Origin of the sequence: Kitasatospora sp. NPDC056076 (genome assembly GCF_042266305.1) — a bacterium.
Lineage (GTDB): Bacteria > Actinomycetota > Actinomycetes > Streptomycetales > Streptomycetaceae > Kitasatospora.
In genome coordinates this window covers 28,082-55,021 of sequence record NZ_JBHJWG010000029.1, presented here as the reverse complement: position 1 = coordinate 55,021, position 26,940 = coordinate 28,082, and the positions used below count along the sequence as shown (strand labels likewise).

17 protein-coding genes are annotated in these 26,940 nt (G+C 72.8%); 8 read left to right on the top strand and 9 right to left on the bottom strand.

Annotation, left to right across the window (positions count from 1 at the left end; genetic code table 11):
• Positions 1–22: 22 nt before the first annotated feature.
• The 4 genes from ACFC1T_RS23500 to ACFC1T_RS23485 all read right to left on the bottom strand — a co-directional run bounded on the left by ACFC1T_RS23500 (position 23) and on the right by ACFC1T_RS23485 (position 4,762).
• Positions 23–529, bottom strand: a complete 507-nt coding sequence (locus ACFC1T_RS23500; protein WP_375891513.1) for an ATP-binding protein — start codon at positions 527–529, stop codon at positions 23–25.
• Positions 530–729: 200 nt separating this feature from the next.
• Positions 730–1,956, bottom strand: a complete 1,227-nt coding sequence (locus ACFC1T_RS23495) for an Ig-like domain-containing protein (protein WP_375891512.1) — start codon at positions 1,954–1,956, stop codon at positions 730–732.
• Between the two features lie 167 nt (positions 1,957–2,123).
• The gene (locus tag ACFC1T_RS23490; RefSeq protein ID WP_375891511.1) at positions 2,124–3,317 is read right to left on the bottom strand and encodes an Ig-like domain-containing protein; all 1,194 of its coding nucleotides are present in this window, start codon (positions 3,315–3,317) and stop codon (positions 2,124–2,126) included.
• A gap of 218 nt (positions 3,318–3,535) precedes the next feature.
• Positions 3,536–4,762 (bottom strand): Ig-like domain-containing protein, encoded by a 1,227-nt coding sequence (locus tag ACFC1T_RS23485; RefSeq protein WP_375891510.1) that lies wholly within the window; start codon positions 4,760–4,762, stop codon positions 3,536–3,538.
• Between the two features lie 252 nt (positions 4,763–5,014).
• Here ACFC1T_RS23485 and glgX point away from each other — a divergent pair, with 252 nt between their 5' ends.
• The gene (gene glgX, locus ACFC1T_RS23480) at positions 5,015–7,207 is read left to right on the top strand and encodes a glycogen debranching protein GlgX (RefSeq protein ID WP_375891509.1); all 2,193 of its coding nucleotides are present in this window, start codon (positions 5,015–5,017) and stop codon (positions 7,205–7,207) included.
• Here glgX and ACFC1T_RS23475 read toward each other — a convergent pair.
• Positions 7,200–8,627 carry a family 2B encapsulin nanocompartment shell protein gene (locus ACFC1T_RS23475; RefSeq protein ID WP_375891508.1) on the bottom strand — a complete coding sequence of 476 codons (1,428 nt, stop codon included), beginning with the start codon at positions 8,625–8,627 and terminating at the stop codon, positions 7,200–7,202. The genes glgX and ACFC1T_RS23475 overlap by 8 nt on opposite strands.
• Before the next feature lie 235 nt (positions 8,628–8,862).
• On the opposite strand from ACFC1T_RS23475, the gene ACFC1T_RS23470 reads away from it, so the two are divergent.
• Together ACFC1T_RS23470 and ACFC1T_RS23465 are read left to right on the top strand one after the other, a co-directional pair.
• Positions 8,863–10,722 (top strand): ABC transporter ATP-binding protein, encoded by a 1,860-nt coding sequence (locus tag ACFC1T_RS23470; protein ID WP_375891507.1) that lies wholly within the window; start codon positions 8,863–8,865, stop codon positions 10,720–10,722.
• Positions 10,719–12,716 (top strand): ABC transporter ATP-binding protein, encoded by a 1,998-nt coding sequence (locus tag ACFC1T_RS23465; protein WP_375891506.1) that lies wholly within the window; start codon positions 10,719–10,721, stop codon positions 12,714–12,716. The genes ACFC1T_RS23470 and ACFC1T_RS23465 overlap by 4 nt, the downstream gene beginning before the upstream one ends.
• Positions 12,717–12,819: 103 nt before the next feature.
• Here ACFC1T_RS23465 and ACFC1T_RS23460 read toward each other — a convergent pair whose 3' ends face one another.
• Entirely contained in the window at positions 12,820–13,719 is a 900-nt protein-coding gene (locus ACFC1T_RS23460) for a hypothetical protein (RefSeq protein WP_375891505.1), read from the bottom strand.
• A 90-nt stretch (positions 13,720–13,809) separates the two neighbouring features.
• Positions 13,810–16,473 (bottom strand): alpha-glucan family phosphorylase, encoded by a 2,664-nt coding sequence (gene glgP, locus ACFC1T_RS23455; RefSeq protein WP_375891504.1) that lies wholly within the window; start codon positions 16,471–16,473, stop codon positions 13,810–13,812.
• 1,058 nt (positions 16,474–17,531) lie between these two features.
• On the opposite strand from glgP, the gene ACFC1T_RS23450 reads away from it, so the two are divergent.
• The 5 genes from ACFC1T_RS23450 (at position 17,532) to ACFC1T_RS23430 (ending at position 26,153) form a co-directional block, all read left to right on the top strand.
• Positions 17,532–19,487, top strand: coding sequence for an alpha-1,4-glucan--maltose-1-phosphate maltosyltransferase (locus ACFC1T_RS23450; RefSeq protein ID WP_375891557.1), 1,956 nt, complete (start codon positions 17,532–17,534; stop codon positions 19,485–19,487).
• On the top strand, positions 19,484–21,208 hold the full coding sequence (gene treS, locus ACFC1T_RS23445) for a maltose alpha-D-glucosyltransferase (protein ID WP_375891503.1): 1,725 nt from the start codon (positions 19,484–19,486) through the stop codon (positions 21,206–21,208). The genes ACFC1T_RS23450 and treS overlap by 4 nt, the downstream gene beginning before the upstream one ends.
• 253 nt (positions 21,209–21,461) lie before the next feature.
• The gene (locus ACFC1T_RS23440) at positions 21,462–22,952 is read left to right on the top strand and encodes a phosphotransferase (RefSeq protein ID WP_375891502.1); all 1,491 of its coding nucleotides are present in this window, start codon (positions 21,462–21,464) and stop codon (positions 22,950–22,952) included.
• 65 nt (positions 22,953–23,017) lie between these two features.
• Positions 23,018–25,435: a 1,4-alpha-glucan branching protein GlgB gene (gene glgB, locus ACFC1T_RS23435; RefSeq protein WP_375891501.1), complete on the top strand. Its 2,418-nt coding sequence runs from the start codon at positions 23,018–23,020 to the stop codon at positions 25,433–25,435.
• Positions 25,436–25,487: 52 nt separating this feature from the next.
• Positions 25,488–26,153: a hypothetical protein gene (locus ACFC1T_RS23430; RefSeq protein ID WP_375891500.1), complete on the top strand. Its 666-nt coding sequence runs from the start codon at positions 25,488–25,490 to the stop codon at positions 26,151–26,153.
• 15 nt (positions 26,154–26,168) lie between these two features.
• Here ACFC1T_RS23430 and ACFC1T_RS23425 read toward each other — a convergent pair whose 3' ends face one another.
• The gene (locus ACFC1T_RS23425; RefSeq protein WP_375891499.1) at positions 26,169–26,573 is read right to left on the bottom strand and encodes a type II toxin-antitoxin system VapC family toxin; all 405 of its coding nucleotides are present in this window, start codon (positions 26,571–26,573) and stop codon (positions 26,169–26,171) included.
• On the bottom strand, positions 26,570–26,851 hold the full coding sequence (locus ACFC1T_RS23420) for a type II toxin-antitoxin system Phd/YefM family antitoxin (RefSeq protein WP_375891498.1): 282 nt from the start codon (positions 26,849–26,851) through the stop codon (positions 26,570–26,572). The genes ACFC1T_RS23425 and ACFC1T_RS23420 overlap by 4 nt, the downstream gene beginning before the upstream one ends.
• Positions 26,852–26,940 lie beyond the last annotated feature (89 nt).

The window sequence follows — 26,940 nt, the reverse complement described above, 5'->3', positions numbered from 1 at the left end:
CCAGGCCCCGGAAGCCCGCCCCTCAGCCCCGCTCGCGGACCTTCAACTCGAACCAGACGCCCTTGCCCCGCGGCAGCAGGTCCGCACCCCACCGGTCCGCCAGGTCGTCGACGATCTTCAAGCCGCGCCCGCGCTCGTTCACCGGCCGGGGCTCGGCGAGGATCATGCAGGGCAACGCCCTCGACGAATCGCGGACCTCGATCCGCAGCCACCCGGGCTTGCGGCTGACGTGCAGCCCGATGGTGCGCCCGGCGGCGTGCCGCACCGCGTTGGCCACCAGCTCGCTGGTGAGCAACTCACCGGCCTCCAGGTGCTGGTGGAGCTCCCAGGACTCCAGGACGTTCAGGACCAGCCGACGGGCCACCGGGCCCGACTCCGGCCGGGACGGCAGCCGCACCTCGTTGGGCGCGGACTGGTCGCACAGTCTGCCGGAGTACATCTCCTGCAGCTCCTCGGAGCTGAGCCGCTCCAACGCCGAGAGCGCACCCTGGACGTCGATCCACGACGCCTCCGCGACCCTGCCGGCCACGGGAACCGATGACTGATCTGCTTCGCCCCAACCCGCCATGCCGTCCATCATTGCGGAACGCAAGCGGCCGCGTACGGACAATGAGCAAACGATCTCGCCCGAGTCGGCATATGCCTCCAGCAACCCGACCCCGGAGAAGCGTCGACCCGGGCCGACCGAAGTCAAGCCCGGGTTGACGTCTCACCGCACCGACCTGCTGGTTACCACTTGCTCCACGGCAGGTTCCAGCCGCTCAGCCCGTTCGCCGGGTCGAGCGTCTCCTTCTTGATGGAGTTCTTCACGGTGACGACGTCCCCGACCAGCGTGTCCGCGTAGAACTTGCCCATCGAGGTGGAGTCCCCGCCGCCCTTGACGTCGCGCAGGCCCACGCAGCCGTGGCTGACGTTGTCCTCGCCGAAGGCGGAGCCGCTCCAGTAGTTGCCGTGCACGTACGTCCCGCTGGTGGTCAGCCGCATCGAGTGCGGCACCTGGAGGTCGTAGGACGCGCCGGTCATCCCGGGCAGGGTGCTGGACTGCATCCGCACCGTGCCCTCCTTGGACATGACCACCATCGTGCCGTTCCAGGTGGGGTGTTCGTCCGAGCCGGAGGTGATGTCGATGGAGTTCGACTGGCCGTCCCGGACCACCGTCATCGTGTGCGCGGCGGCGTCAACCGTCGAGACCTGGGATCGCCCGATCGTGAAGGGCTCGTCCCGGTCGCTGCCGTACACCCCGGGGGCGATCTCCACGCTCTTGAGGCGGTAGTGCACCGTCACCTTGGTGCCCGGCTTCCAGTACTCCTCCGGGCGGAAGTCCACCCGGCGGTCGTCGAACCAGTGGCCCTTGACCTTGGTGCCGTCGCTGGCCTCGAAGGTGATGCCGTTCAGGACGGCGTCCTTGTTCTTGACGTCCTTGCTGAAGTCCACCGAGACGATCATGCCGACGCCGTACATCGCGTTGTCGTCCACGTTGTCGGAGGCCTTGGCCAGCGCCGCCGGGGTCAGCGTGGTGAAGCTGCTGTCCGCCTCGGCGACCGCGCCGTTGGCGTCCGCCGCCATCGCGCTGACCTGGTAGGCGGTGCCCACCGAGAGCCCGGCGGACGGGGTCCAGCTGGCGCCGTCCGCGGCGATCGTGCCGGGAACCTCCTTGCCGGCCTTGTCGCTCACCTTGACGGTGGTCAGCTTGCCGCCCGTCGCACCGATCTTGAGCGTGCCCGGCGCCACGTCCACCGCGCCGTTCTTCGGCTCGATGCTCACCGCGGCCGTGGACACCTTCGGCGCCGAACTGCCGGGCGCCGAGGCGGACGCCGAGGCCCCGGCACCGGCCCCCAGATCGGCCTTGGCGGCGCCGCTCCCGCTGCCGCCCCCGTTGCCGCCGCCACAGGCCGCGGTCAACGTCATCGCCCCGCCGACCAAACCGACGGCCACCACTCTGCGTATCGACCTCATCGCCGATTCCCTCCCTTGCTCCCCGCGGTCACGACGGACCCGCCCCATAGATGTGCCGGGCCACCGGAAAGGTTGCGCCGTTCGAGGGGCTTTCTGCCCCGAAAACCGAGCGGCCCGACCACCCCAACGGGTGAGTCCGGGCCGCTCGTACAGAAATCCGACCGGGCCTACCAGTTGGCCCAGGCGATGTTCCAGCCGCCCAGCCCGTTGGAGGGCGAGACGGTCTTCTCCTTGCTGTTCACGACCTTCACCACGTCGCCGACCATCGAGTCGTTGTAGAACTTGCCGGCCACCGAGGAGTCGCTGCCGCCCTGCACGTCCTGCATCGAGATGCAGCCGTGGCTGCCGTTGAGGTTGCCGAACGGCATGCCCTTGTACCAGTAGTTGCCGTGCACGAAGGTGCCGGAGGTGGTCAGCCGGATCGCGTGCGGCACGTCCTTGATGTCGTACTCGCCGCCCAGGCCGACGGTGCGCGAGTCCATGTGGGTGATGCCCTCCTTGGCCATCACCACCATCGTCCCGCTCCAGGACGGCGTCGCGTCCGCGCCCATGGTGACCGGCAGGGTGGTGCTCTTGCCGTCCCGCTCGACCGTCATCTTGTGGGACTTGGCGTCGGCGGTGGAGACCATCGAGCGGCCGATGTTGAACGGCTCGTCCTTGTCCACGTCGCCGTAGACGCCCGGCGCGATCTCGACGCTCTTCAACCGGTACTTGATGGTCACCTTGGTGCCCGGCTTCCAGTAGTCCTCCGGGCGGAAGTCCACCCGGCGACTGTCGAACCAGTGGCCCTTGACCTTGGTGCCGTCGCTGGCCTCGAAGGTGATGCCGTTCAGGACGGCGTCCTTGTTCTTGACGTCCTTGTTGAAGCTCACCGAGACGATCATGCCGACGCCGTAGGTGCCGCCGTCGGCGATGTTGTCGTTGACGGAGGCCTTCTTCTCCGGCGTCAGCGTGGTGAACGAGGTCGTCGACGCGGCCACCAGCCCGGCGTCGTCCTTCGCCTGCGCGTTCACCTTGTACGCCATGCCGACGGCGAGCGCCGCCGCGGGCTTCCAGCCGGCGCCGTCCGGGGCGATCGCGCCCTCGACCGGCTTGCCGTTCTTGTCGGTCACCTCGACCGCGGTCAACTTGCCGTTGGAGACCGAGACCTGGAGCGCGTTCGGCGCGACGTCCTCGGCACCGTCCTTCGCCGACACCGAGAGCACGGCCGCCGAGGTCTTCGGCGTGGCCGCACCGCCGCCGGGGGCGGCCGTCCCGCCGGCGTCCGCCGGGGCCGCCGCCGTCGCGTCACCCGAGGTGGCGCCCTTGTCGTCGTTGCACGCCGCGGTGAGCAGCAGCACGCTCCCCATGACCAGTGCCATCGCGCCCCTGCGCCGGTAGCGCCCACCGGTGCGTATCGCAGCGCCGGCCGTGTTCCCCGTCTTCACGGAATCTCCCCTCCAGGTATTCACTCACTTGACGCGATGGGCGCCCGGAAGAGTTGCACCGGGTCCCGATCTTTCGCATCGGGCCCGACGCGTCGGAGCAGGATAACCGTGCGGTCCGAGCGGATCCCGGGGAGGTGGCCGGGGGGAGGTGGCTACCGCAGCGCGCTGCCCGCCACCCACTGGTCCCACGGCACGTTCCAGCCGTTCAGCCCGTTCGACGGCGGCACGAAGTCCCCGGCCGAGGCCCGCACCTCGATCACGTCGCCCGGGACGGTGTGCTCGAACAGCCACCCCGCCGGGGTGTCCTTGCCGGCGCCCCCCTTGGCGTCCGCCAGCCCGATGCAGCCGTGGCTGGTGTTCGCGGTGCCGAACACCCCTTGGTCCGCCCAGTAGTTGCCGTGCAGGAAGGTACCGGAGGTGGTCAGCCGCATCGCGTGCGGGACGTCCTTGATGTCGTACTCGTCGCCCATCCCGACGGTCTGCGAGTTCATCCGGGTCAGCTTGTACTTCTCCGACACCACCATCACCCCCCGGTAGGTGGAGTGCTCGGGGCTGCCCCCGGAGACCTTGAGCACCCGCACCACCTTGCCGCCCGGCCCGGACCGGACCGTCAGGGTGTGCGCGTCCAGGTCCACCGTGGACACCTGGGCCCGGCCCACCGTGAAGCGCAGGTCCCGGTTCTGGCTGCCGAACGCCCCCGGCGCCCCCTGCACGTCCTTGAGCCGCAGCGCCACCGTCACCTTGGTGCCGGCCGCCCAGTACTGCTGCGGGCGGACGTCCAGGCGCTGGTTGCCGAACCAGTGCGCCGCCACCGGCACCGGCGGGTCCGCGGTGACCTGCACGGCCCGCTCCACCGCCGCCCGGTCGGCGATCGGCCTGCTGAACCGCAGCGAGACCGGCATCCCGACCCCGACCGTGGACCCGTCCTCCGGCGTGAAGAACGCCACGAAGGTGTGCGCCCGGGCCGCCGTGGAGAACTCCGAGTGCTGGGCCGCCCGCTGGCCCTGGTCGTCCTCCGCGACCGCGTCCAGGGTGAAGGCCGTCCCCAGCGGCAGCGCCCCCTCCGGCGCCCAGCTGGCACCGTCCGCGCCGATCGCCCCCGGCAGCTCGACCCCCTTCGCGTCGGCCAGCCGCACCGACACCAGCCGCCCCTGCGTCACGCCCACCCGCACCGGCCCCTCCGGCGGCACGTCCTGCGCCCCGTCCGCGGGCACCGCCGCCAGCACCGCCCGCGACGGCGGCGGAGGAGGCGTGGGCGCCCCGGCCCCCACCGCGTCCCCCGCCGGCGCCCCGGCCGACCCGCCGCAGCCGCTGACCACGGCCAGACAGCACACCGCCGCCGCCACCCGGCGCGCCCACACCCCACCTCGGCGCCGCATCCCGGGGCCTCCCACTGCTCGGGTCCGACGCCTGGAACACCGGACTCCGGGAACAACGACCCCGAACCACCCCGGGACACGCGCCCACCACCCGCACCACCCCATCCCCACCGACCACCCCCACCCCCCGACCGGGGCGAGCGGGACACGCTGCGGAAGGGGACGGTGGAAGGGGTGGGTGCGGAGAGGGGCGTAAACGGGAAAGAGAAGGTGAACGGGGCCCGGGACCCCCCGTTCAGGGAGGGCACGACCATGACCTCAGGCCAGGACCTGGAAGCCGAGGAGGCCGGGGTACGGCCGGGCAGCTGGCAGCCCCTGGGCGCCCGCTTCCGGACGGACCGGCCGGGCGGCCCCGGCACCAACTTCGCCCTCTGGGCGGCCGGTGCCGAGGCCGTCGACCTGTGCCTGTTCGACGAGGACGGCCGGGAGCACCGCCACCGCCTCACCGAGCAGGACCTCCAGGTCTGGCACGCCTTCCTCCCCGGCGTCCGCCCCGGCACCCGCTACGGCTTCCGGGTGCACGGCCGCTGGGACCCGTGGACGGGCGCCCGCTGGAACCCCGCGAAGCTGCTGCTCGACCCGTACGCCCGCGCCGTCGACGGCTGCTACACCTCCCACGACGCCGCGTGCTCCGCCGTCCGCAACTGGCCGGAGGCCGACGTCGCCGACACCGTCCGGGACAACCGCGACTCCGCCCCGTACGTGCCCAGATCCGTGGTCGTCCACGACGACGACGACTGGTACGACGACCACCGCCCGAAGACACCCTGGGCCGAGACCGTCCTCTACGAGCTGCACGTCCGCGGCTTCACCATGCGCCACCCCGACATCCCCCCGCACCTGCGCGGCACCTACGCCGGCCTGGCCCACCCGGCCGCCCTCGCCCACCTCACCCGCCTCGGGGTGACGGCCGTCGAGCTGCTGCCGGTGCACCAGTACGCCAGCGAGGACCACCTCCAGTCCCGCGGCCTGGTCAACTACTGGGGCTACAACACCGTCGGCTACTTCGCCCCGCACGCCGGCTACTCCGCCTCGGGCTCCCGCGGCGGCCAGGTCGGCGAGTTCAAGCGGATGGTCCGCGCCCTGCACGCCGCCGGGATCGAGGTGATCCTGGACGTGGTGTTCAACCACACCGCCGAGGGCGCCGAACTGGGGCCCGCCCTCTCCCTGCGCGGCATCGACAACGCCGGCTACTACCGGCTGGCCCCGCACCGCCCGCGCGGCTACGCCGACTACACCGGCTGCGGCAACACCCTGGACACCCGCCGCCCGCAGGTGATCCGGCTGATCACCGACTCGCTGCGCTACTGGGTCTCCGAGATGGGCGTGGACGGCTTCCGCTTCGACCTCGCGGCCGCCCTGGCCCGGGCGAGCGACGGCGTCGACATGGAGCACCCCTTCCTCGCCGCGATCGCCCAGGACCCCCTGCTGAGCCGGGTGAAGCTGATCGCCGAGCCGTGGGACGTCGGCCCGGGCGGCTACCAGGTCGGCGGCTTCCCCCCGCTGTGGGCCGAGTGGAACGACCGCTACCGCGACACCGTACGGGACTTCTGGCGCGGCGCCCGCCCGGACGTGCGCGAGCTCGGCTACCGGCTGGCCGGCTCCTCCGACCTCTACCAGCGCGCCGGCCGCCGCCCGTACGCCTCCGTCAACTACGTGACGGCGCACGACGGTTTCACCCTGCGCGACCTGGTCTCCTACGACCGCAAGCACAACGAGGCCAACGGCGAGGCCAACCGGGACGGCACGGACGACAACCGCTCCTGGAACCACGGCACCGAGGGCGAGACCACCGACCCGGAGGTGAACGCCCTGCGGCTGCGCCAACTGCGCAACCTGACCGCCACGTTGCTGCTCTCCGCCGGCGTCCCGATGATCACCGCCGGGGACGAGCTGGGCCGCACCCAGGGCGGCAACAACAACGCCTACTGCCAGGACGGCGAGGTCAGTTGGCTGGACTGGTCGCTGCTGGAGCAGCCCGGCTGGCAGGAGCTGTGCGAACTGACCGGACGGCTGGTCCGGCTGCGCCGGGCCCACCCGGTGCTGCGCCGGCGGGCGTTCTTCTCCGGCCGGGCCGCCACCCCCGGCGGACAGCCGGACCTCGCCTGGTTCACCCCGCTGGGCAAGGAGATGACCGAGGCCGACTGGTTCGGCCCCACGGCCTGCCTCGGCATGCTGCTCTCCGGCGCCGCGCTGCCCGAACGGGACGACACCGGGCTCCTGCTGGCCGACGACAGCTTCCTGCTGCTGCTCAACTCCGGCCCCGAACCGGTGGCGTTCACCCTGCCCGGCGAGCCCTGGGCGGAGCCGGAGGCCGCCTACGAGACGGTGCTGGACACGGCCGCCGCAGGCACCGGCGAGGCCCGGCCGCGGGGCGCGGTGGCGCTGGGCGGGCGCTCGCTGCAACTGCTGCGCGCACCCGCCCGCGACGCCCGGGTCAGTTGAACGGGTGGCTGACCTCGACGTTCTCCAGGACGCCGAGCGCGTCCGGCACCAGCACCGCCGCCGAGAAGTAGGCGCTGACCAGGTAGGAGGAGAGCGCCTGCTCGTTGATGCCCATGAAGCGGACGTTCAGGCCGGGCTCGACCTCGTCCGGGATGCCGACCTGGGTGAGGCCGACCACGCCCTGGTCGTCCTCGCCGACGCGCAGCGCCAGGAAGGAGGTGGTCCGGTTGGCCGCCACCGGGATCTTGTCGCAGGTGAGGATCGGCACCCCGCGCCAGACCGGCCGCCGCTTGCCCAGGACGTCGACCGTGCCCGGATCGATGCCGCGCTTGGTGCACTCCCGCTCGAAGGCGGCGATCGCCTTCGGGTGGGCGAACAGGAAGTCGGTGTCGCGGCGCATGGAGAGCAGTTCGTCCAGGTCGTCCGGGGTGGGCGCGCCCGCATGGGTCTGGATCCGCTGGTCGAAGTCGGCGTTGTGGAGCAGGCCGAACTCCGGGTTGTTGATCATCTCGTACTCCTGCCGCTCGCGCAGGGCCTCGATGGTCAGCCGCAGCTGTTCCTCGGTCTGGTTCATCGGCTTGCTGTAGAGGTCGGCGACCCGGGTGTGCACCCTGAGCACGGTCTGCGCGACGCTCAACTCGTACTCGCGCGGCTCCAACTCGTAGTCCACGAAGGCGCCGGGCAGCTCGTACTCGCCCTGGTGACCGGCCGAGAGGTCGATCTCCGCCTCGCCGTGGGCGTTCTGCGCCTGGGCGGCGTCGGCGGCGAAGCCCAGCAGCTGCTCGCGCAGCGGCGCGGAGCGGTCGACCAGCTCCTGCAGCCCGGCCGCGTTCAGCGCCATGGCGACGCCGGCGGTGCCCGCCCGTACCGTGTACGGCCAGCTGCCGCCGGGCTCGGTGATCACCTCGTCGCCGACGTGGTCGCCGTCCGCGAGGGTGCCGAGCACCGTCTCCTCGCCGTACTTGCCGGTGCCGATCCGGTCGACCTTGCCGTGGGCGATCAGGAACACCTCCTCGATCGGCGCCCCCTCCCGCACCAGGACGTCGCCCGGCGCGAAGTCCCGCTGCACGAAGCGGCGGGCCAGCTCGGCCAGCACCTCCTGGTCCTCGAACCCGCGCAACGCCGGCACCTCGGCCAGCGAGGGCGCGATCACCGTCACCGTGGAACCGGCCTTGGCGAAGCCCACCCGGCCGCGCCCGGGGGCGTAGCTGAGGCGACGGTTGACCCGGTACGTACCCGCGCTGACCTGCACCCACGGCAGCACCCTGAGCAGCCAGCGGGAGGTGATCTCCTGCATCTGCGGCTTCGACTTGGTGGTCGTCGCCAGGTTGCGGGCGGCCGTGGTGCTGAGGCTGAGCTGGGCCCTGACCTGCACGGTTGCCGATCCTGGGCCGGGGGTGGGCTCGGTGTCGACCGTCATGTCCACACACTCCTGTCACTCGCTTGCCAATGAGCATCCGTCAGGAGATGTAATCGGCCGTTCGGCAGGCGCCCGCAAGAGGCGCACGGCGCACTCCTCCCTGCACGAACGGCTCCGCACGCCCCTCAGCACGCCCTTGCCTCACCCGTTCGGGTGGCCGGTTCTCGGCGGCCTTCACCGACAGGGGCGAAAAACCGGATGAGAAATGACGGGCACTCTGCCTACCCTCACCGCGATGGCCGAGAACCGACAAGACTCCGACCGCACGACCGGGCGACGCCGCTCCACGGTCCGCTCACTGCTGCGCCTGTGGCCCTACGCCCGGGCCGTCCGCGGCCGGCTCCTGGTCTCGGTGTCGGCCGCCACCCTCGCCATGCTGAGCACCCTGGCCGTCCCGGTGGTGCTCGGCCGGATCGTCGACGGCCCGCTCGCCCGGCACGACCTCGACGCGCTGTGGCCGCCGATCGGCCTGCTGCTGCTCCTCGGACTGGTCGAGGCCGCCCTGTTCTACACCCGCCGGGTGGTGCTGTCCCGCCCGCTGGGCCGGCTGGAGGCGGCCATGCGCGCCGACCTCTACGCCAAGCTCCAGCGGCTGCCGGTCTCCTTCCACGACCGCTGGGGCTCCGGGCAGATGCTCTCCCGGGCCACCACCGACATGAACGCCATGCGGCTCTTCCTGGCCTTCCCGCTGGTGTTCCTGGTCGTCAACTCGGTGACCTTCCTGGCCGGCACGGTGCTGATGTTCGCCCAGGACTGGCGGCTCGCCGTGATCATCCTGCTGCCCGCCGCGCCGCTGCTGGTGCTCACCCGGCGCTTCGAGTCCGAGTACTCCGTCACCGCCCGGCTCGCCCAGGACCAGAACGGCGACCTCGCCACCGTGGTCGAGGAGTCGGTGCTCGGCATCCGCATCCTCAAGGCCTTCGGCCGGCACCGCGCGATGGCCGAGCACTTCCGCGCCCAGTCCCACCGGCTGCGCCGCACCGAGCTGAGCAAGGCGCACCAGCTCGCCAACCTGTGGGCGGTCATCGTCGGCCTGCCGGAGATCGCCCTGGGCTGCGCCCTGGCCGTCGGCGCCTACCTGGTCGCCCACGACGAGCTGAGCGCCGGCACCCTGGTCGCCTTCCTCTCCACCGCGCTCGCGCTGCGCTGGCCGGTCGAGTCGCTCGGCTGGCTGCTCGCCTACGCCAACGAGGCCGCCACCGCCACCGACCGGTTCTTCGAGGTCATCGACGAGCCCGAACCCGCCGAGCCCGCCGACCCGGCCACCGCGACCGCCGCCCCCGGCACGCCGGGCACCCCGGGCACCCCGGGCACCCCGGACGGCATCCGCTTCACCGGCGTCCGCTTCCGCTACCCCGACGCCCCCGACGACACCCCCGACCTGCTGGCCGGCATCGACCTGCACGTCCGCAGCGGCGAGACGATGGCCCTGGTCGGCGCCACCGGCAGCGGCAAGACCACGCTCACCGCCCTGCTCCCCCGGCTGTACGAGGCCACCGGCGGCCGGATCACCCTGGACGGCCGGGACATCGCCGAGCTGCCCCGGCAGGAGCTGCGCGAGCTCGTCGCGGTCGCCTTCGAGGAGCCCACCCTGTTCTCCGCCACCGTCCGGGAGAACGTCCTGATGGGCGCCCCCGGCGCGGACGACCGGCAGCTGGCCTCCGCCCTGGCCACCGCCCAGGCCGGCTTCGTCGAGAAGCTCCCGGCCGGGGTGGGGACCGAGGTCGGCGAGCAGGGCCTGAGCCTGTCCGGCGGCCAGCGCCAGCGCCTCGCGCTGGCCCGCGCCGTGGTCGGTGACCCGCCCTTCCTGGTGCTGGACGACCCGCTCTCCGCGCTCGACGTGCACACCGAGGCCCTGGTCGAACGGGCGCTGCGCGAGGTGCTCGGCTCCACCACCGCCCTGGTGGTCGCCCACCGCCCCAGCACGGTGCTGCTCGCCGACCGGGTCGCGGTGCTCGCGGACGGCCGGATCGAGGCCGTCGGCACCCACCAGGAACTGCTCCGGGACTGCCCCCGCTACCGCGAACTGATGTCGGGCGAGGCCGCCCCGGTGCCCGAGGGCCCGTTCGTCCTTGAGGAGGGCTCCACCCGATGACCACCACCGTCGAACCCGCCGGGCCCGCCGCGGCCGACCGGAGCGACCAGACCGACCCGACCGTCCCGGCCGAGGAGGAGCTGCCCGCGCCCCCGGCGGACGAGGAGGACATCCCCGTCCCGCCCGGCGCGCCCCGGGCACTGCTGCGCTCGCTGCTCGCCCCGCACCGGGCCCGGATCACCGTCGCCATGGTGGTGATCCTGGTCCAGCAGGCCGCCCTGCAGTCCGGCCCGCTGCTGGTCGCGGTGGCGATGGACCGCGGCATCCCGGCGCTGCGCGCGCACGACTCCGGCCCGCTGGTCGCGGTGGTGGCCGGCTACCTCTTCTGCGCCCTGCTCAGCCCGCTGCTGCAGTGGGTGTTCATCAAGATCAGCGCCCGGGTGAACCAGGACGTCCTGCTGGACCTGCGCGGCCGGATCTTCCGGCACGCCCAGCGGCTCAGCCTGGACTTCCACGAGCGCTACACCTCGGGCCGGATCATCTCCCGGGCCACCAGCGACATCGACGCGCTGCGCGAACTGCTCTCCGAGGGCCTCCAGGAGCTGCTGACGGTCTTCCTGTCGGTCTGCTACATCTCGGTGCTGCTGGTGGTGCTGGACTGGCGGCTGGGCCTGGCCTCGCTGGCGGCCTTCCTGCCGCTGGCCCTGGTCGCCCACTCCTTCCGCACCCGCTCGCGCCGGGTCTACCGCCGCTCGCGGACGGCCGCCGCCTCGATGATCGTGCGCTTCACCGAGACCATGAACGGCATCCGCCCGGTGCAGGCCTTCCGCCGCGAGAAGGCCAACGACGCCGCCTTCGGGGTGGTCAACCGGCAGGCCTCGGCGGCCAACGCGGAGGGCTTCATGGAGCTCGCCCGGTACGTCGGCCTCTCCCGCGCCACCGCCAACGTCTGGTTCACCGGCATCGTGCTGATGGGCGCCTACCTGGTCGCCGACGACGCGCTGGAGCTGGGCGTGCTGACCGCCTTCGCGCTCTACCTGCGCCGCCTGTTCGACCCGATCGACCAGCTGGCGATGTTCCTGAACAGCTACCAGGCCGCCGCCGCGGCCCTGGAGAAGATCGCCGGCCTGCTCGCCCACGAGCCGACCGTCGCCGAGCCGGCCGAACCGGTCGAACTGCCGCCCCCGCCCCGAGCCGAAGGGCGCGCCGGTGCCGAAAGCGATGAGCGACAAGCGACCGACGAAGGAGGGAGTGCCGGAGCGAAGAACGTCGGCACCGGGTCGGAGCGCCCGGAGGCGAGCGGGCGAGTCACAGCCAAGGGACGAACGGTCTCCTTCGAGGGGACGCGCTTCGCCTACCGCACCGGCAAGGAGGTGCTGCCGCCCTTCGACCTGCTGATCCCGGCCGGGCAGACGGTCGCGGTGGTCGGGGCGACCGGCGCCGGCAAGTCGACGGTCGCCAAGCTGCTGGCCCGCTTCTACGACCCGACGGACGGCCGGATCCGGCTGGACGGCGTGGACCTGCGCGACCTCGCCACCCCGGAGCTGCGGCGCGGGGTGGTGATGGTGACCCAGGAGTCCTTCCTGTTCTCCGGCACCGTCGCCGAGAACATCGCGATCGGCCGCCCCGGCGCCACCCGCGCCGAGGTCGAGCAGGCCGCCCGGGAGATCGGCGCGTACGGGTTCATCGCCGCGCTCCCGGACGGCTTCGACACCGACGTGCGCAAGCGTGGCGGCCGGATCTCCGCCGGGCAGCGCCAGTTGGTCGCCTTCGCCCGCGCCCTGCTGGCCGACCCGGCCGTGCTGATCCTCGACGAGGCGACCAGTTCCCTGGACGTGCCGGGCGAGCAGGCCGTGCAGCGGGCGATGCGCACGGTGCTGGCCGGCCGCACGGCGGTGATCATCGCCCACCGGCTCTCCACCGTGGAGATCGCCGACCGGGTGCTGGTGATGGACCAGGGGCGGATCGTCGAGGACGGCTCGCCGCGGCAGCTGATCGAGGGGGAGGGCCGTTTCGCCACCCTGCATCGTGCCTGGCGGGACAGTCTGGTGTAAGAAAGGCCCTGGCCGCAGGGCCCCACAGTTGTGCCCGTCCGGGTGCGCCGTCACGCACCCGGGCGGGCCGCTCCATGTCCGGGCCCCGCGGGCCCCGGCCGCGTCAGTTCACCGTCACCACGTAGTCGGTGTGCCAGTCCGGCGAGGGGCGGTCCTCCACCGCGGCCACCACGTCCAGCGTGCCGCCCGGCAGCACCTGCCCGGCGACGGTCGAGGAGTCGATCACCACGGCCGGGTCGATGAAGACCGCGTCCTGGAACCGCGGCCCGCTCGCGTAGTGACAGGTCAGCGTGCGCGGCCCGGTGGCGGTGCAGCCGTACGGGGGCGTGCCGGTCAGCGTGGTGTGCTCGGGCACGGTGATCGCCAGGTCGATCGGGTGCCGCGAGTACGAGGGGCCGGCGTTGTACACCCACAGCGGCAGGTCGATCGTCGCCCCGGGCCTGCCGGTGAGGTCGCCGGGCTGCGGGACGGGGTGCCCGGCCTGCCAGGCCGAGGAGGCGCCGACCATGAAGTGGGCCCTGGTGTCGGCGGTGGTCAGGCGGTACGCGGTGGTGTGGCCGGACCGGTCCGGGTCCCCCGGGTAGAAGGCCTGGACGTCGCCGTCGACGGTGAGGAAGGACTCGGTGATCGGCGCGACGTACAGCGCCAGCCGCTCGACCGAGGCCGCCCCCGGTGCCAGCCCGGCCGGGATCGTGTAGGAGCTGCCGGTGCCGAAGTAGGTCAGGGTGACGGCCGGGTCGGCCGACCGCACCACGCCCGGCGCGGGGAGGTGCACCACCACCAGGGTGTCGTCGGTGGTGGCGGCCGGCCCCTGGTTGGTGACCTTCACCTCCAGCGTCCCGGTCCCGCCCGGGACCACCGGGTCCTGCGGCGGGCAGACCTCCAGGGACAGCCGCGCGGTCGCCGGTGGCGCCGGGAGGGGGGCGGTGGCGGCCTGGGCCGGCCACGCCACGAGGAGCACGGAGAGCGCGGCCAGGGCGGCGGCGCGCAGGGTTCGCATCATGGCCTTCACGCTCCCCCCGCCCGTCACCCGGGGCAAGCGGGTGACTGCCGTCCGTAGCAACGGTGGACGGCAGCCACCCGGTCCGGGGCCTCAGCGCAGCAGCCCGGCGTCCATCCCCGTCGACTCGGCCGGGAGGGCGACCAGCCCCAACTCGGCCGGCGAGGCCAGCCGGGGGTGCGCGGGCAGCACCCGCACGGTGTACCCGAACGGGCCGGTGCGGCCGAGCTCCAGCGCGCCCTCGTAGCGGGTGCGGCCGTCCAGGTCGGGCCCGCCGACCGGCTTGAGGGCGAGCACCTCGGCGTCCGAGATGCCGTCCGTCTCGTCGACCCGGCCGGAGACCGCCTGCACCTCGACGTCGCCCGGCTCCAGCGCGCCGAGCGCGACCTGCACCCGCAGCGCCAGCGAGCTGCCCAGCTCCTGGGCCTCGGCCGGACAGTCCGCCTCGACGTGCTCGACCCGCACGCCCGGCCAGCCCTCCCGGACCTTCGCCTTCCAGCCGGCCAGCTCCCGGGCACAGGCGTGGTCGCGGACCGCCAGCTCGCGCTGGGCCAGCGCCGCCGGGGTGTACAGCCGCTCGACGTACTCGCGGACCATCCGCCCGGCCAGCACCTTGGGACCGAGGGTGACCAGGGTGTGCCGGACCATGGCGATCCAGCGGTGCGGCAGCCCGTCGGAGCCCCGGTCGTAGAACCGGCCGGCGACCTGCTCCTCGATCAGGTCGTACAGCGCGGCGGCCTCGATGTCGTCGCGCCGCTCGGCCTCGCTGCTCTCCGGGTCGAGCACGCCGGCGTCCTCGTCGGCGGTGGGGATCGCCCAGCCGTTCTGGCCGTCGTACCACTCGTCCCACCAGCCGTCCAGGACGGACAGGTTGAGGCAGCCGTTGAGCGCGGCCTTCATCCCGGAGGTGCCGCAGGCCTCCAGCGGCCGCAGCGGGTTGTTCAGCCAGACGTCGCAGCCCGGGTAGAGGTGCTGGGCCATCGCCATGTCGTAGTCCGGCAGGAAGACGATCCGGTGGCGCACCGTCGGGTCGTCCGCGAAGGCGACCATCTGCTGGATCAGCCGCTTGCCCCCGTCGTCGGCCGGGTGGGCCTTCCCGGCGACCACGATCTGCACCGGCCGGGTGGGGTGCAGCAGCAGGGCGCGCAGCCGGACCGGGTCGCGCAGCATCAGGGTGAGCCGCTTGTACGAGGGCACCCGGCGGGCGAAGCCGATGGTGAGCACGTCGGGGTCGAGCACCGAGGAGACCCAGCCGAGCTCGGCCTCGCCGGCCCCGCGCTGGCGCCAGGAGGCGCGCAGCCGGCGGCGGGCCTCGTCCACCAGCTGGGCGCGCAGGCTGCGGCGCAGGTCCCAGACCTCGGTGTTGCCGATCCGCTCCAGGCCGGTCCAGCGCTGGGTCTCGCCGGTGGTCATCGCCTCCTCGGCGCGTTCGGCGCCGATCTCGGCGGCGCCCAGGCGGACCACGGCCGGGTCGATCCAGGTGGCGGCGTGCACCCCGTTGGTGACCGAGGTGATCGGCACCTCGGCGGGGTCGAAGCCGGGCCAGAGGCCGTTGAACATCGAGCGGCTGACCTCGCCGTGCAGGGTGGAGACCCCGTTGGCGCGCTGGGCGAGCCGCAGGCCCATGGCGGCCATGTTGAAGAGCTTCGGGTCCCCGCCGGCCCAGGTCTCGGCGCCGAGCGCGAGCACCGGCTCGACCGGGACGCCGGGCAGCGCGGCGTCGCCGTCGAAGTGACGGGCGACCAGCTCCCGGTCGAAGCGGTCGATGCCGGCCGGGACGGGCGTGTGGGTGGTGAACAGGGTGCCGGCCCGGACGGACTCCAGGGCGGCGGCGAAGTCCAGCCCGGCCCCTGCGGCGACCAGTTCGCGGATCCGCTCGACGCCGAGGAAGCCGGCGTGGCCCTCGTTGGTGTGGAAGACCTCGGGGGCGGGGTGCCCGGTGAGCCGGCAGTAGGCCCGCACGGCCCGGACGCCGCCGATGCCGAGCAGCATCTCCTGGAGCAGCCGGTGCTCGCTGCCGCCGCCGTAGAGCCGGTCGGTGACGTCGCGCTCGGCGGGCGAGTTGGCCTCGATGTCGGAGTCGAGCAGCAGCAGCGGGACCCGCCCGACCTGGGCCTTCCAGATGTGCGCGGCGAGGGTGCGGCCGCCGGGCAGGGCGAGGTCGACCCGGCAGGGGGTGCCGTCGGCCTCCCGGAACAGGCTGACGGCCAGTTCGTCCGGGTCCAGCAGGGGGTAGCGCTCCTGCTGCCAGCCGCTCCGGTCGAGGGACTGGCGGAAGTAGCCGTGCCGGTAGAACAGCCCCACGCCGATGATCGGGACGCCGAGGTCGCTGGCGGCCTTGAGGTGGTCGCCGGCCAGGATGCCGAGGCCGCCGGAGTACTGGGGCAGCGCGGCGGCGATGCCGTACTCGGGCGAGAAGTAGGCGATGGCGGTGGGCGGCGGGGTGGCGCCGCCGTCCTGTTGGGCCTGGTACCAGCGCGGGCCGGTGAGGTACTCGCGCAGGTCGTCGGCGAGGTCGCCGAGTCTGCGCAGGAAGCGCCGGTCGGCGGCGAGCGCGGCCAGCCGGGCGGCCGGGACCTCCCCGAGCAGCCGCACCGGGTCCTCGCCGGTCGCGGCCCAGACCTCCGGGTCCACGGACCGGAAGAGGTCCCTGGTCTCGGGGTGCCAGGACCAGCGCAGGTTGAGGGCCAGCTCGTGCAACGGCTGGAGTTGTTCGGGCAGGACGGTGCGGACGGTGAATCTGCGGATTGCCTTCACAGCGGTGAAGCGTAGCCTCGACGCCCGGTCCGACTACGGGTCAAGTGGACTATTGGGCATCCGTTCGGGCTATTGATGAGATCGCATTCGGCGCATTGGTCTGCACGGGGGGCGCGCGAGGCGCACATTTCCGGTCGTCGCGCTACCAATGCGTGAACTCTGCGGAACAGATCCATTTCCGGCTGATCCACGGCCCCGGACAAATCCCGAAACTACTGTCGTACCGCTGCGAAAACCGTGTCGCCGGTGCGAGGATGGCCGAAGGTCGTTGATGCTGCGGGGACAACGACGACGGGTGGCGTCCCCCGTGGAGCAGCACGTCCGAATCCTTTTCGCGTTGATCCTTCCCCTTCTCCCTTAGCCCGTTCGGCGCTCGCCGCGCACCGGCGCGTGTCCTCGCGCACGGTCGGCTCGTTCACGGGTCGACCGGCCCGCCCGGGGGCGTGCCCGCGGAGGCGTGCGCCGGAACGCGCACCGGTTCCGGGGCGCCCCGCCACCGGTTCGGCGGGCGCCGGGCAGGTTGCCGGGGACAGCGGCGCGGGCAGGCTTCCGGTCGCACGTCCACCCCACCCAGCAGTCCTCCCGGTACTCCCCCCGGCCCACCCCCGGCCCGCGCGGGAGCTGCCGCTGATCTCGGGCAGGAGTTTGGCATGCACGGCGACACGCGGGACCAGTCCACACCGGTGGCCGACACCGTCGACGCAGCGGTCGCGGAATCCGCCGGACGGATGGATTCTGACACTCGGACAGACCCGGCGATGCCGTCGCCCCGGGTGTCCGGGGCGGTCCGTACCGAATCCTCCGCAGCACAGGCTCCCACGGCGCAGCCCTCCGCAACGGCCCCCCAACCCGGGGCCGAGGAGAGCCCGGCGGCACCGCGCAGGCGCACCACCACCACGCGCCGCAGCACCGCCACCGCGGGGGCCGGCTCCGGGGCCACCCCGCCGGAGCCCTCGGGAACCGCCGCGAGGACGCCCGCGCGCAAGGCCCCCGCCCGCAAGACCGCCACCAAGACCGCCACCAAGCCCTCCGCCCGCAAGACGACAGAGAGCGACACCGTGATCGGCCGCATCCCCGTCCTGGACGTCAGCCCCCAGATCGACGCCGGCCGCCGCCCGGCCAAGGCCGTCGTCGGCGAGACCTTCCCGGTCACCGCGACCGTCTTCCGCGAGGGCCACGACGCCGTCAACGCCAACGTGGTGCTGCGCGACCCGCGCGGGCGCAGCGGCCCGTGGACGCCGATGCGCGAGCTCGCCGAGGGCACCGACCGCTGGGGGGCGCACGTCACCCCGACCGGCCCGGGCCGCTGGTCGTACCTGGTGGAGGCGTGGAGCGACCCGGTCGCCACCTGGCGGAAGACCGCCGCGGTGAAGCTGCCGGCCGGGATCGACACCGCGCTGGTCCTGGAGGAGGGCGCCCGGCTGCTGGAGCAGGCCGCCGCCGGGGTGCCGAAGAAGGACGGCCGGGCGCACGTGCTGGCCGCCGCGGACGCGCTGCGCGACCCGGGCCTGCCGCCGCTGTCCCGGCTGGCCGCCGCGCTCGCCCCCGAGGTGCTGGAGCTGCTGGCCCGCCACCCGCTGCGGGAGCTGCTCAGCGCCTCCCGCCCGCTGCCGCTCCAGGTGGACCGCGAGCGCGCGCTGTTCGGCTCCTGGTACGAGTTCTTCCCGCGCTCGGAGGGCGCGGTGGTGGACCCGAACGGGGTCGAGCCGCCGCGCTCCGGCACCCTGCGCACCGCCGCCGAACGGCTGCCGGCGGTCGCCGCGATGGACTTCGACGTGGTCTACCTGCCGCCGGTGCACCCGATCGGGCGAGCCTTCCGCAAGGGCCCGGACAACACCCTGACGGCCGGTCCGCACGACGTCGGCTCGCCCTGGGCGATCGGCTCGCCGGAGGGCGGCCACGACGCCGTCCACCCGGACCTCGGCACCATCGAGGACTTCGACCACTTCGTCGCCGAGGCCAGGGCGCTGCACCTGGAGGTGGCGCTGGACTTCGCCCTCCAGTGCTCCCCCGACCACCCGTGGGTGAACAAGCACCCGGAATGGTTCAGCCACCGCGCCGACGGCACCATCGCGTACGCCGAGAACCCGCCGAAGAAGTACCAGGACATCTATCCGGTCAACTTCGACCAGGACATGGACGGAATCGTCAAGGAAACCGTCCGGACCCTCCGGTTCTGGATGTCGCACGGCGTCCGGATCTTCCGGGTCGACAACCCCCACACCAAACCGGTGGTGTTCTGGGAGAAGGTGCTCGGCGACATCGCCCGGACCGACCCGGACGTGGTGTTCCTGGCGGAGGCGTTCACCCGCCCCGCGATGATGCACACCCTGGCGAAGATCGGTTTCCACCAGTCGTACACGTACTTCACCTGGCGCACCACCAAGCGCGAACTCACCGAGTACCTCACCGAACTCACCGGCGACGCGGCCGCCTACATGCGCCCCAACTTCTTCGCCAACACCCCGGACATCCTGCACGCCTACCTCCAGCACGGCGGCCGCGCCGCCTTCGCGATCCGCGCCGTGCTGGCCGCCACCCTCTCCCCCAGCTACGGCGTCTACGCCGGCTACGAGCTGTTCGAGAACGAGCCGGCCCAGCCCGGCTCCGAGGAGTACTTGCACTCGGAGAAGTACGAGCTCCGCCCCCGCGACTGGAACCGCACCGACACCCTCGCCCCGCTGCTCACCGTGCTGAACCGGCTGCGCCGGCGCCACCCGGCCCTGCAGCAGCTGCGCGACCTGCGCTTCCACCCGACCGACAACGAGCAGGTGCTCGCCTACTCCAAGACCGCGACCACCGCCGACGGCCTGACCGACCGGGTCATCACCGTGGTCAACCTCGACCCGCACCACGTCCAGGAGGCCACCGTCACGCTCGACGGCGACGGGCCCCACGCGGTGCACGACGAGCTCACCGGCGCCGCCTACACCTGGGGCCGGCACAACTACGTCCGGCTCGATCCCTCAGCCGAGCCGGCTCACCTCCTCACGGTTCGGAGGAACCCAGCGTGACAGTGAACGAGCCCGTCCCCGACACCTTTCCGGAGACCTCGAAGAAGAACCTGGACCCGGAGTGGTTCAAACGTGCGGTCTTCTACGAGGTGCTGGTGCGGTCCTTCCAGGACAGCAACGGCGACGGGGTCGGGGACCTCAAGGGGCTCACGACCAAGCTCGACTACCTGCAGTGGCTCGGCGTCGACTGCCTCTGGCTCCCGCCGTTCTTCGCCTCGCCGCTGCGCGACGGCGGGTACGACGTCGCCGACTACAAGTCGGTGCTGCCGGAGTTCGGCGACCTCGCCGACTTCATGGAGTTCACCGACGCCGCACACGCCCGCGGCATGCGCGTGGTCATCGACTTCGTGATGAACCACACCAGCGACCAGCACCCGTGGTTCCAGGCCTCCCGGGCGGACCCGGACGGGCCGTACGGCGACTTCTACATGTGGGCCGACGACGACAAGCAGTACCCGGACGCCCGGATCATCTTCGTCGACACCGAGACCTCCAACTGGACCTACGACCCGGTGCGCAAGCAGTACTACTGGCACCGGTTCTTCTCCCACCAGCCGGACCTCAACTACGACAACCCCCGCGTCCAGGACGAGATGATCGCCGGGCTGCGGTTCTGGCTCGACCTCGGCATCGACGGCTTCCGGCTGGACGCGGTGCCGTACCTGTTCGCCCGCGAGGGCACCAACTGCGAGAACCTGCCGGAGACCCACGAGTTCCTCCGGCGGGTCCGCAAGGAGATCGACGCCGACTACCCGGACACCGTGCTGCTCGCCGAGGCCAACCAGTGGCCGGAGGACGTGGTCGACTACTTCGGCGACTTCACGGCCGGCGGCGACGAGTGCCACATGGCGTTCCACTTCCCGGTGATGCCGCGGATCTTCATGGCCGTGCGCCGGGAGTCCCGGTACCCGGTGTCGGAGATCCTGGCCAAGACCCCGGCGATCCCGGGCGGCTGCCAGTGGGGCATCTTCCTGCGCAACCACGACGAGCTGACCCTGGAGATGGTCACCGACGAGGAGCGCGACTACATGTACGCGGAGTACGCCAAGGACCCGCGGATGCGCGCCAACGTGGGCATCCGCCGCCGGCTCGCCCCGCTGCTGGAGAACGACCGCAACCAGATCGAGCTGTTCACCGCCCTGCTGCTCTCCCTGCCCGGCTCGCCGGTGCTCTACTACGGGGACGAGATCGGCATGGGCGACAACATCTGGCTGGGCGACCGGGACGGCGTGCGCACGCCGATGCAGTGGACCCCGGACCGCAACGCGGGTTTCTCCTCCGCCGACCCGGGCAGGCTCAGTCTGCCGCCCATCATGGACCCGGTGTACGGCTACCAGGTGACCAACGTCGAAGCGCAGCAGAGCAGTTCGAGTTCCCTGCTGCACTGGACGCGTCGCATGATCGAGATCCGCAAGCTCAACCCGGCGTTCGGCCTGGGCACCTACACCGAACTGCCGTCCAGCAACCCCGCCGTGCTGGCCTTCGTGCGCGAGCACGAGGGGGACCTGGTCATGTGCGTGAACAACTTCTCGCGGTTCGCGCAGCCGACCGAGCTGGACCTCCGGCAGTACGGCGGGCGGTACCCGGTCGAACTGATCGGCGGAGTGCGCTTCCCGTCGATCGGCGAGTGGCCCTACCTGCTCACGCTGGCCGGCCACGGCTTCTACTGGTTCCAACTCCGGCAGCCCCCGCGCACCAGCGGAACCGGGCGGTCGAAGTAACGATCCGCCGAGCCCTGCCACCAGCGGCCCGCACAGCACCACCAGACCCTCCGGGGGCGCGAGTTGACCCCCGCGCCCCCGGAGTTCTCTGCACCACCGCGTACGGAGAACAGCCCAACGGCCACCCACACGAAGGCGTGACACCCGAGCCGTGCTCGCGTGCCGCGACCGCCGCGCCGCCGAAATCCGGAAGACTGACGGACCCCGGCCACGACCCGTCGGGCCGTCCGCGTGCTTCCGGGGAAAGGGAGTCATGTCCGAAACCTCCCGTTCGCAAGCCCATGTGCAGCACGACGCCCCGGCCGGCTCCGCGCCGCACCCGGGCGCGCGGGGCACCGGGGTCCGGAGAACGGCCCTGGGGGTCAGCGAGCTCGTCCAGGCGGCCCTGCCGCTGATCGCCGACTGGCTCCCCACCCAGCGCTGGTACGCCGGGAAGGGGCGCCCCATCACCGGCCTCGTCCCGGTGGTCGGCACCCCGCTGCAGGTCGGCGACCCGGCCCTGCTGCACCTGCTGCTGCGGGTCGAACACGCCACCACGGCCGGCCTCCCGCACGGCGACACCTACCAACTGCTGCTCGGCATCCGCTCCCAGGGGCCCGCCGGGATCGAACCCGGCGCCGTACTCGGCCGGCTCACCCAGGGCCCGTACGACGGCGCCGCCCTCTACGACGCCGTGCACGACCCCGAACTCACCGGACGCCTCCTGGAACACCTGGCCACCGGCGACCGGTTCGGCTCGCTCTCCTTCCGCCGCACCCCCGGCTCCGGACTGCCCGCCAACCTCCCCGGCCGCGCCTCCACCGCCGAACAGTCCAACAGCTCGGTCATCTACGGCACCTCGTACATCCTCAAACTGTTCCGACGCGTCCACCCCGGCACCAACCCCGACCTGGAACTCTCCCTCGCCCTCTCCCGGGCCGGCTCCACCCGCATCCCCCGGGTCGCCGCCTGGTTCGAGAGCCGGATGGAACGCGCCGAACCCGCCACCCTCGGACTGCTCCAGCGCTACCTGCCGGACGCCGAGGACGGCTGGGAACTCGCCCTCGACCAGGTCGGCCGGCTCAAGGGCGACCGCTCCCCCGGCAACTTCGCCATCGAGGCGCACCGGCTCGGCCGGGCCACCGCCGAGGTGCACCGGGTGCTCGCCCGCTCCATGCCCGTCGCCCGGCTCGACCGCACCGAGACCGGCCGGCTCGCCACCGCGATGGCCGACCGGCTGGACAGCGCCGTCGCCGCCGTCCCCGGCCTGCTGCGCTTCCGCGCCGCCCTGCGCGCCGCCTTCCAGCAGCTCGCCGACGCCCACCCGGACGGCCTGCCGGTCCAGCGCATCCACGGCGACCTCCACCTCGGCCAGGCCATGCGCACCCCGCACGGCTGGGTGCTGCTGGACTTCGAGGGCGAGCCCGCCAAATCCGTCAACGAGCGCCGCGAACCCCAGCCCGCCCTGCGCGACGTCGCCGCGATGCTGCGCTCCTTCGACTACGCGGCCGCCCACCTGCTGGCCGGCGGCCCGGTCGACCCCGAGCTGGCCCACCTCGCCGCCGCCTGGGCCCAGCGCAACCGCACCGCCTTCTGCGCCGGCTACACCGCCGGGGGCGGCGCCGACCCGGCCGCCTCACCCGAGCTGATGCGGGCGCTGGAGATCGACAAGGCGGTGTACGAGGTGGTGTACGAGGCCCGGCACCGGCCCAGCTGGCTGCCGATCCCGCTCGCCGCGATCAACCGGCTCGCCCTGTCCGTCTGACCCCGCGCTCCCGTCCCGCCCGCCCGCCACGAGTTCGCCCATCCCCGCCGCTGGAGGACCACGCCGTGACGCCGCTCGACCCGACCGGCCGCCCCACCCGCCCCGTTCCGGCCACCTTCCTGGCCGGGGCCGCCGAACCCGGGGCCGCCGACCGCGGGGGCTCCGAACGCGGGACCGCCGAACGCGGGGGCTCCGAACGCGGGGGCTCCGAACGCGGGGGCTCCGAACGCGGGACCGACCGCAGGGCCGCCGCCCCGGCCGGTCCCGCCGCGGACGCCCCGGTCGGTGCCCTGCGCCTGCCCGAGGCGCCGCTGCCGCCGGCCGAGGTGGACCGACTGGTGAACGGGCAGCACCACGACCCGCACGCCCTGCTTGGCGCCCACCCGGTGCACGGCGGGACGGCGATCCGGGTGCTGCGCCCGTTCGCCGACCGGGTGGTGGTGGAGACCGCCCACGGCCCCGCCGAACTCACCCACCAGCAGGGCGGGTTGTTCACCGGCCTGCTGGCGGGCGGCGAACAACCGGACTACACCCTGCTGGTGGACTACCCCGACGGCGAACCCCAGCGCCAGCACGACGGCTACCGCACCCCGCCCACCCTCGGCGAACTCGACCTGCACCTGATCTCCGAGGGCCGGCACGAACAGCTGTGGCAGGCGCTCGGCTCGCACGTGCGCACCGTCGACGGCGTGGCCGGCACCGCCTTCGCGGTCTGGGCGCCCAACGCCGCCGGAGTACGGCTGATCGGCGACTTCAACCACTGGAACGGCAGCGGCCACCCGATGCGCTCGCTCGGCTCCTCCGGCGTCTGGGAGCTGTTCGTCCCGGGCGTCGCCGAGGGCGCCACCTACAAGTACGAGATCCACACCCGGCAGGGCTGGGTCCTCGACAAGGCCGACCCGCTCGCCCGGGCCGCCCAGTGCCCGCCCGGCACCGCCTCCGTCGTCACCTCCTCCACCCACCGGTGGCAGGACGACGAGTGGATGGCCCGCCGGGCCCGCACCGCGCACCACCGGGCCCCGATGTCGGTGTACGAGCTGCACCTCGCCTCCTGGCGGCCCGAGCTCACCACCTACCGCGCCATCGCCGAGGAACTGCCGCGCTACCTCAAGGAGTTGAACTTCACCCACGTGGAGTTCATGCCGGTGATGGAGCACCCCTTCGGCGGCTCCTGGGGGTACCAGGTCTCCGGCTACTTCGCCCCCACCGCCCGGCTCGGCAGCCCCGACGACTTCCGGTACCTGGTCGACACCCTGCACCGGCACGGCATCGGCGTGATCGTCGACTGGGTGCCCGCGCACTTCCCCAAGGACGACTTCGCCCTCGCCCGCTTCGACGGCGAACCGCTGTACGAGCCCGCCGACCCGCAGCGCGCCGAGCACCCCGACTGGGGGACGCTGGAGTTCGACTACGGCCGCACCGAGGTGCGCAACTTCCTGGTCGCCAACGCCGTGTACTGGTGCGAGGAGTTCCACATCGACGGCCTGCGGGTCGACGCGGTCGCCTCGATGCTCTACCTCGACTACTCCCGCGAGGGCGGCGGCTGGACGCCCAACCAGTACGGCGGCCGGGAGAACCTGGACGCGGCCGCCTTCCTCCAGGAGATGAACGCCACCGTCTACCGGCGCTGCCCCGGCGTGATCACCATCGCCGAGGAGTCCACCGCCTGGGACGGCGTCACCCGGCCCACCGACGCCGGCGGCCTCGGCTTCGGGCTCAAGTGGAACATGGGCTGGATGCACGACTCGCTGGTCTACATGTCCAAGGAGCCGGTGCACCGCAAGTACCACCACAACGACATCACCTTCTCGATGGTGTACGCCTACTCCGAGAACTACGTCCTGCCGATCTCCCACGACGAGGTCGTCCACGGCAAGCAGGCCCTGGTCTCCAAGATGCCCGGCGACTGGTGGCAGCAGCGCGCCAACCACCGCGCCTACCTGGGCTTCATGTGGTCCCACCCCGGCAAGCAACTGCTCTTCATGGGGCAGGAGTTCGCCCAGGGCGCGGAATGGGACCACGAGCAGGGCCCGCAGTGGTGGGTGCTCGACGAGCAGTGGCCCGCCCACCAGGACCACCGGGGCGTGCGCCGCCTCGTCCGCGACCTCAACCGGGCCTACCGGGACACCCCCGCCCTCTGGGAGCTGGACACCACCCCGGACGGCTTCCGCTGGCTCGACGGCGGCTCCGCCGAGGACAACCTGCTCTCCTTCGTCCGCTTCGCCGCCGACGGCACCCCGCTGGTCGCCGTCTGCAACTTCTCCCCCGTCGTCCGCCACGGCCACCGGGTCGGCCTGCCCGCCCTGGACGGCCGCGAGCAGCTCTGGGAGGAGCTGCTGAACACCGACGCCGAGGCCTACGGCGGCAGCGGCACCGGCAACTCCCGCCCGATCAAGGCCGATCCGGTCGAGTGGAACGGCCAGCCGCGCTCCGCCGAACTGGTCCTGCCCCCGCTCGCCACCCTCTGGCTCCGGCCCGCCTGACCCCGTAGGCTCCCCGCCCGGGACTGATCGTCAACGGGCGGGGGGCTCGCACGTGTTCACGGCCTTGGCACTGGCCTACCTCCTGCCGCCGCTGATCTGCTGGGCCTTCCTGGCCCGCACCCGGGCCGTCGGAGCGGCGGTCCTCGCCGTCCTCGCCGCACTGGCCCTGGCGCCGGTCGGCCTGGAGCAGGAGTGGTACTACACCCGCGCCACCGCCGAGATCGAGGCCGGATACCCGGTCGCGGCCGGCCTGGTGGTGCTCGCGGGCGCGCTGGTCGAGCGGCGGCTGCGCGGCCCCCGACCGGAGCGGCCGTACGACCACCCGGTCGCCGGATCGGCCGTCGCGCTCACCGCCCACGCCCTGGTCGGCACGGTCGTCGCCCTCGCCTACGGCCTGTTCGCCTTCGACGCCTTCATCCCGAGCGCCGCGGAGGTCTCACCGCCCCCCGGGCTGACCGTCACCCACGCCGACGGGGGCTACTGCGGCTCCAACTTCTGCTCCCGCACCCTCACCCTCGGCAGCACCGCCGGCCTCCCCGCCGCCGAGGTGGAGGCCCGCATGCGCGCCGCCCTCACCGCCGACGGCTGGACCCCGGGCCGCGACGGCGCCCTGCTCCGCCCGCACGGCTGGCTGCTGGACCCGCGCCTCTCGACGGCCTACCTCCACGGCACGGAACTGGAACTGTCCGGCTCCGAATCGGCCGCCGCCACCCGCTGACCGCCCCGGTCGGCGTCACCGGGGAGCCGTGACCGGGAACCCGAGCTCCTCGGCGGCCCGGCCGAGCTCGCGGTCGTAGGTGACGAAGTCGGTGAGTTCGGCCCGGAAGGGCTCCGCGCTGGCCAGGTGCAGCGCGTCCAGCGATCCCAGCCGCGGGGTGCGGTAGGCGAGCGCCCTGGCCAGCACCGCGCTGCTGAGGTCGACCCGGTAGGCCCCCCGGAGCGCCTGGTCCACGTGGTACGGGACCAGCTGGTGCGACAGGCCCGCGCGGAGCAGCGTGCGGGTGATCTCCAGCCGGGCCAGTTCGCTGGTGATCAGTTCGGTGCCGACAGGGAGCGCCTCCCGCCAGGCGCGCAGCGCGGCCGTCTCCGGCTCCGGCTTGATGAACTTCAGCAGCGCGCAGGAGTCCAGGTAGATCAACGGTCGCGCTCCCGGTTCCGGTCCTCGATCAGCAGGTCCGACAGGCTGCCGACGTCCGGCAGCAGGTCGAGGGCGAGCTCGGGCATGCCCTGCTCGGTGGGCGGAGTGACCTCGCCGGCCGCGACCAGGCGTTCGAGGGTCGACTCCGGGGCCGTCTCCGGCACCAGTCTCAGCACGGGCCGCCCGCGGTCGGTCACGACGATCGTCGCGCCGGCCCGGACCCGCGCGACCGCCTTGGACGGGTTCTGGTTCAGCTCACGCAGTCCCATGGTCTCCATACCAGCCAATGTAACTACATGAGGTAGGTACATCAAGGGCAGGCGTCGGCGCAAGTCCCCGGTCCGGGCCCTTGGTCCCTTGCCCCTCC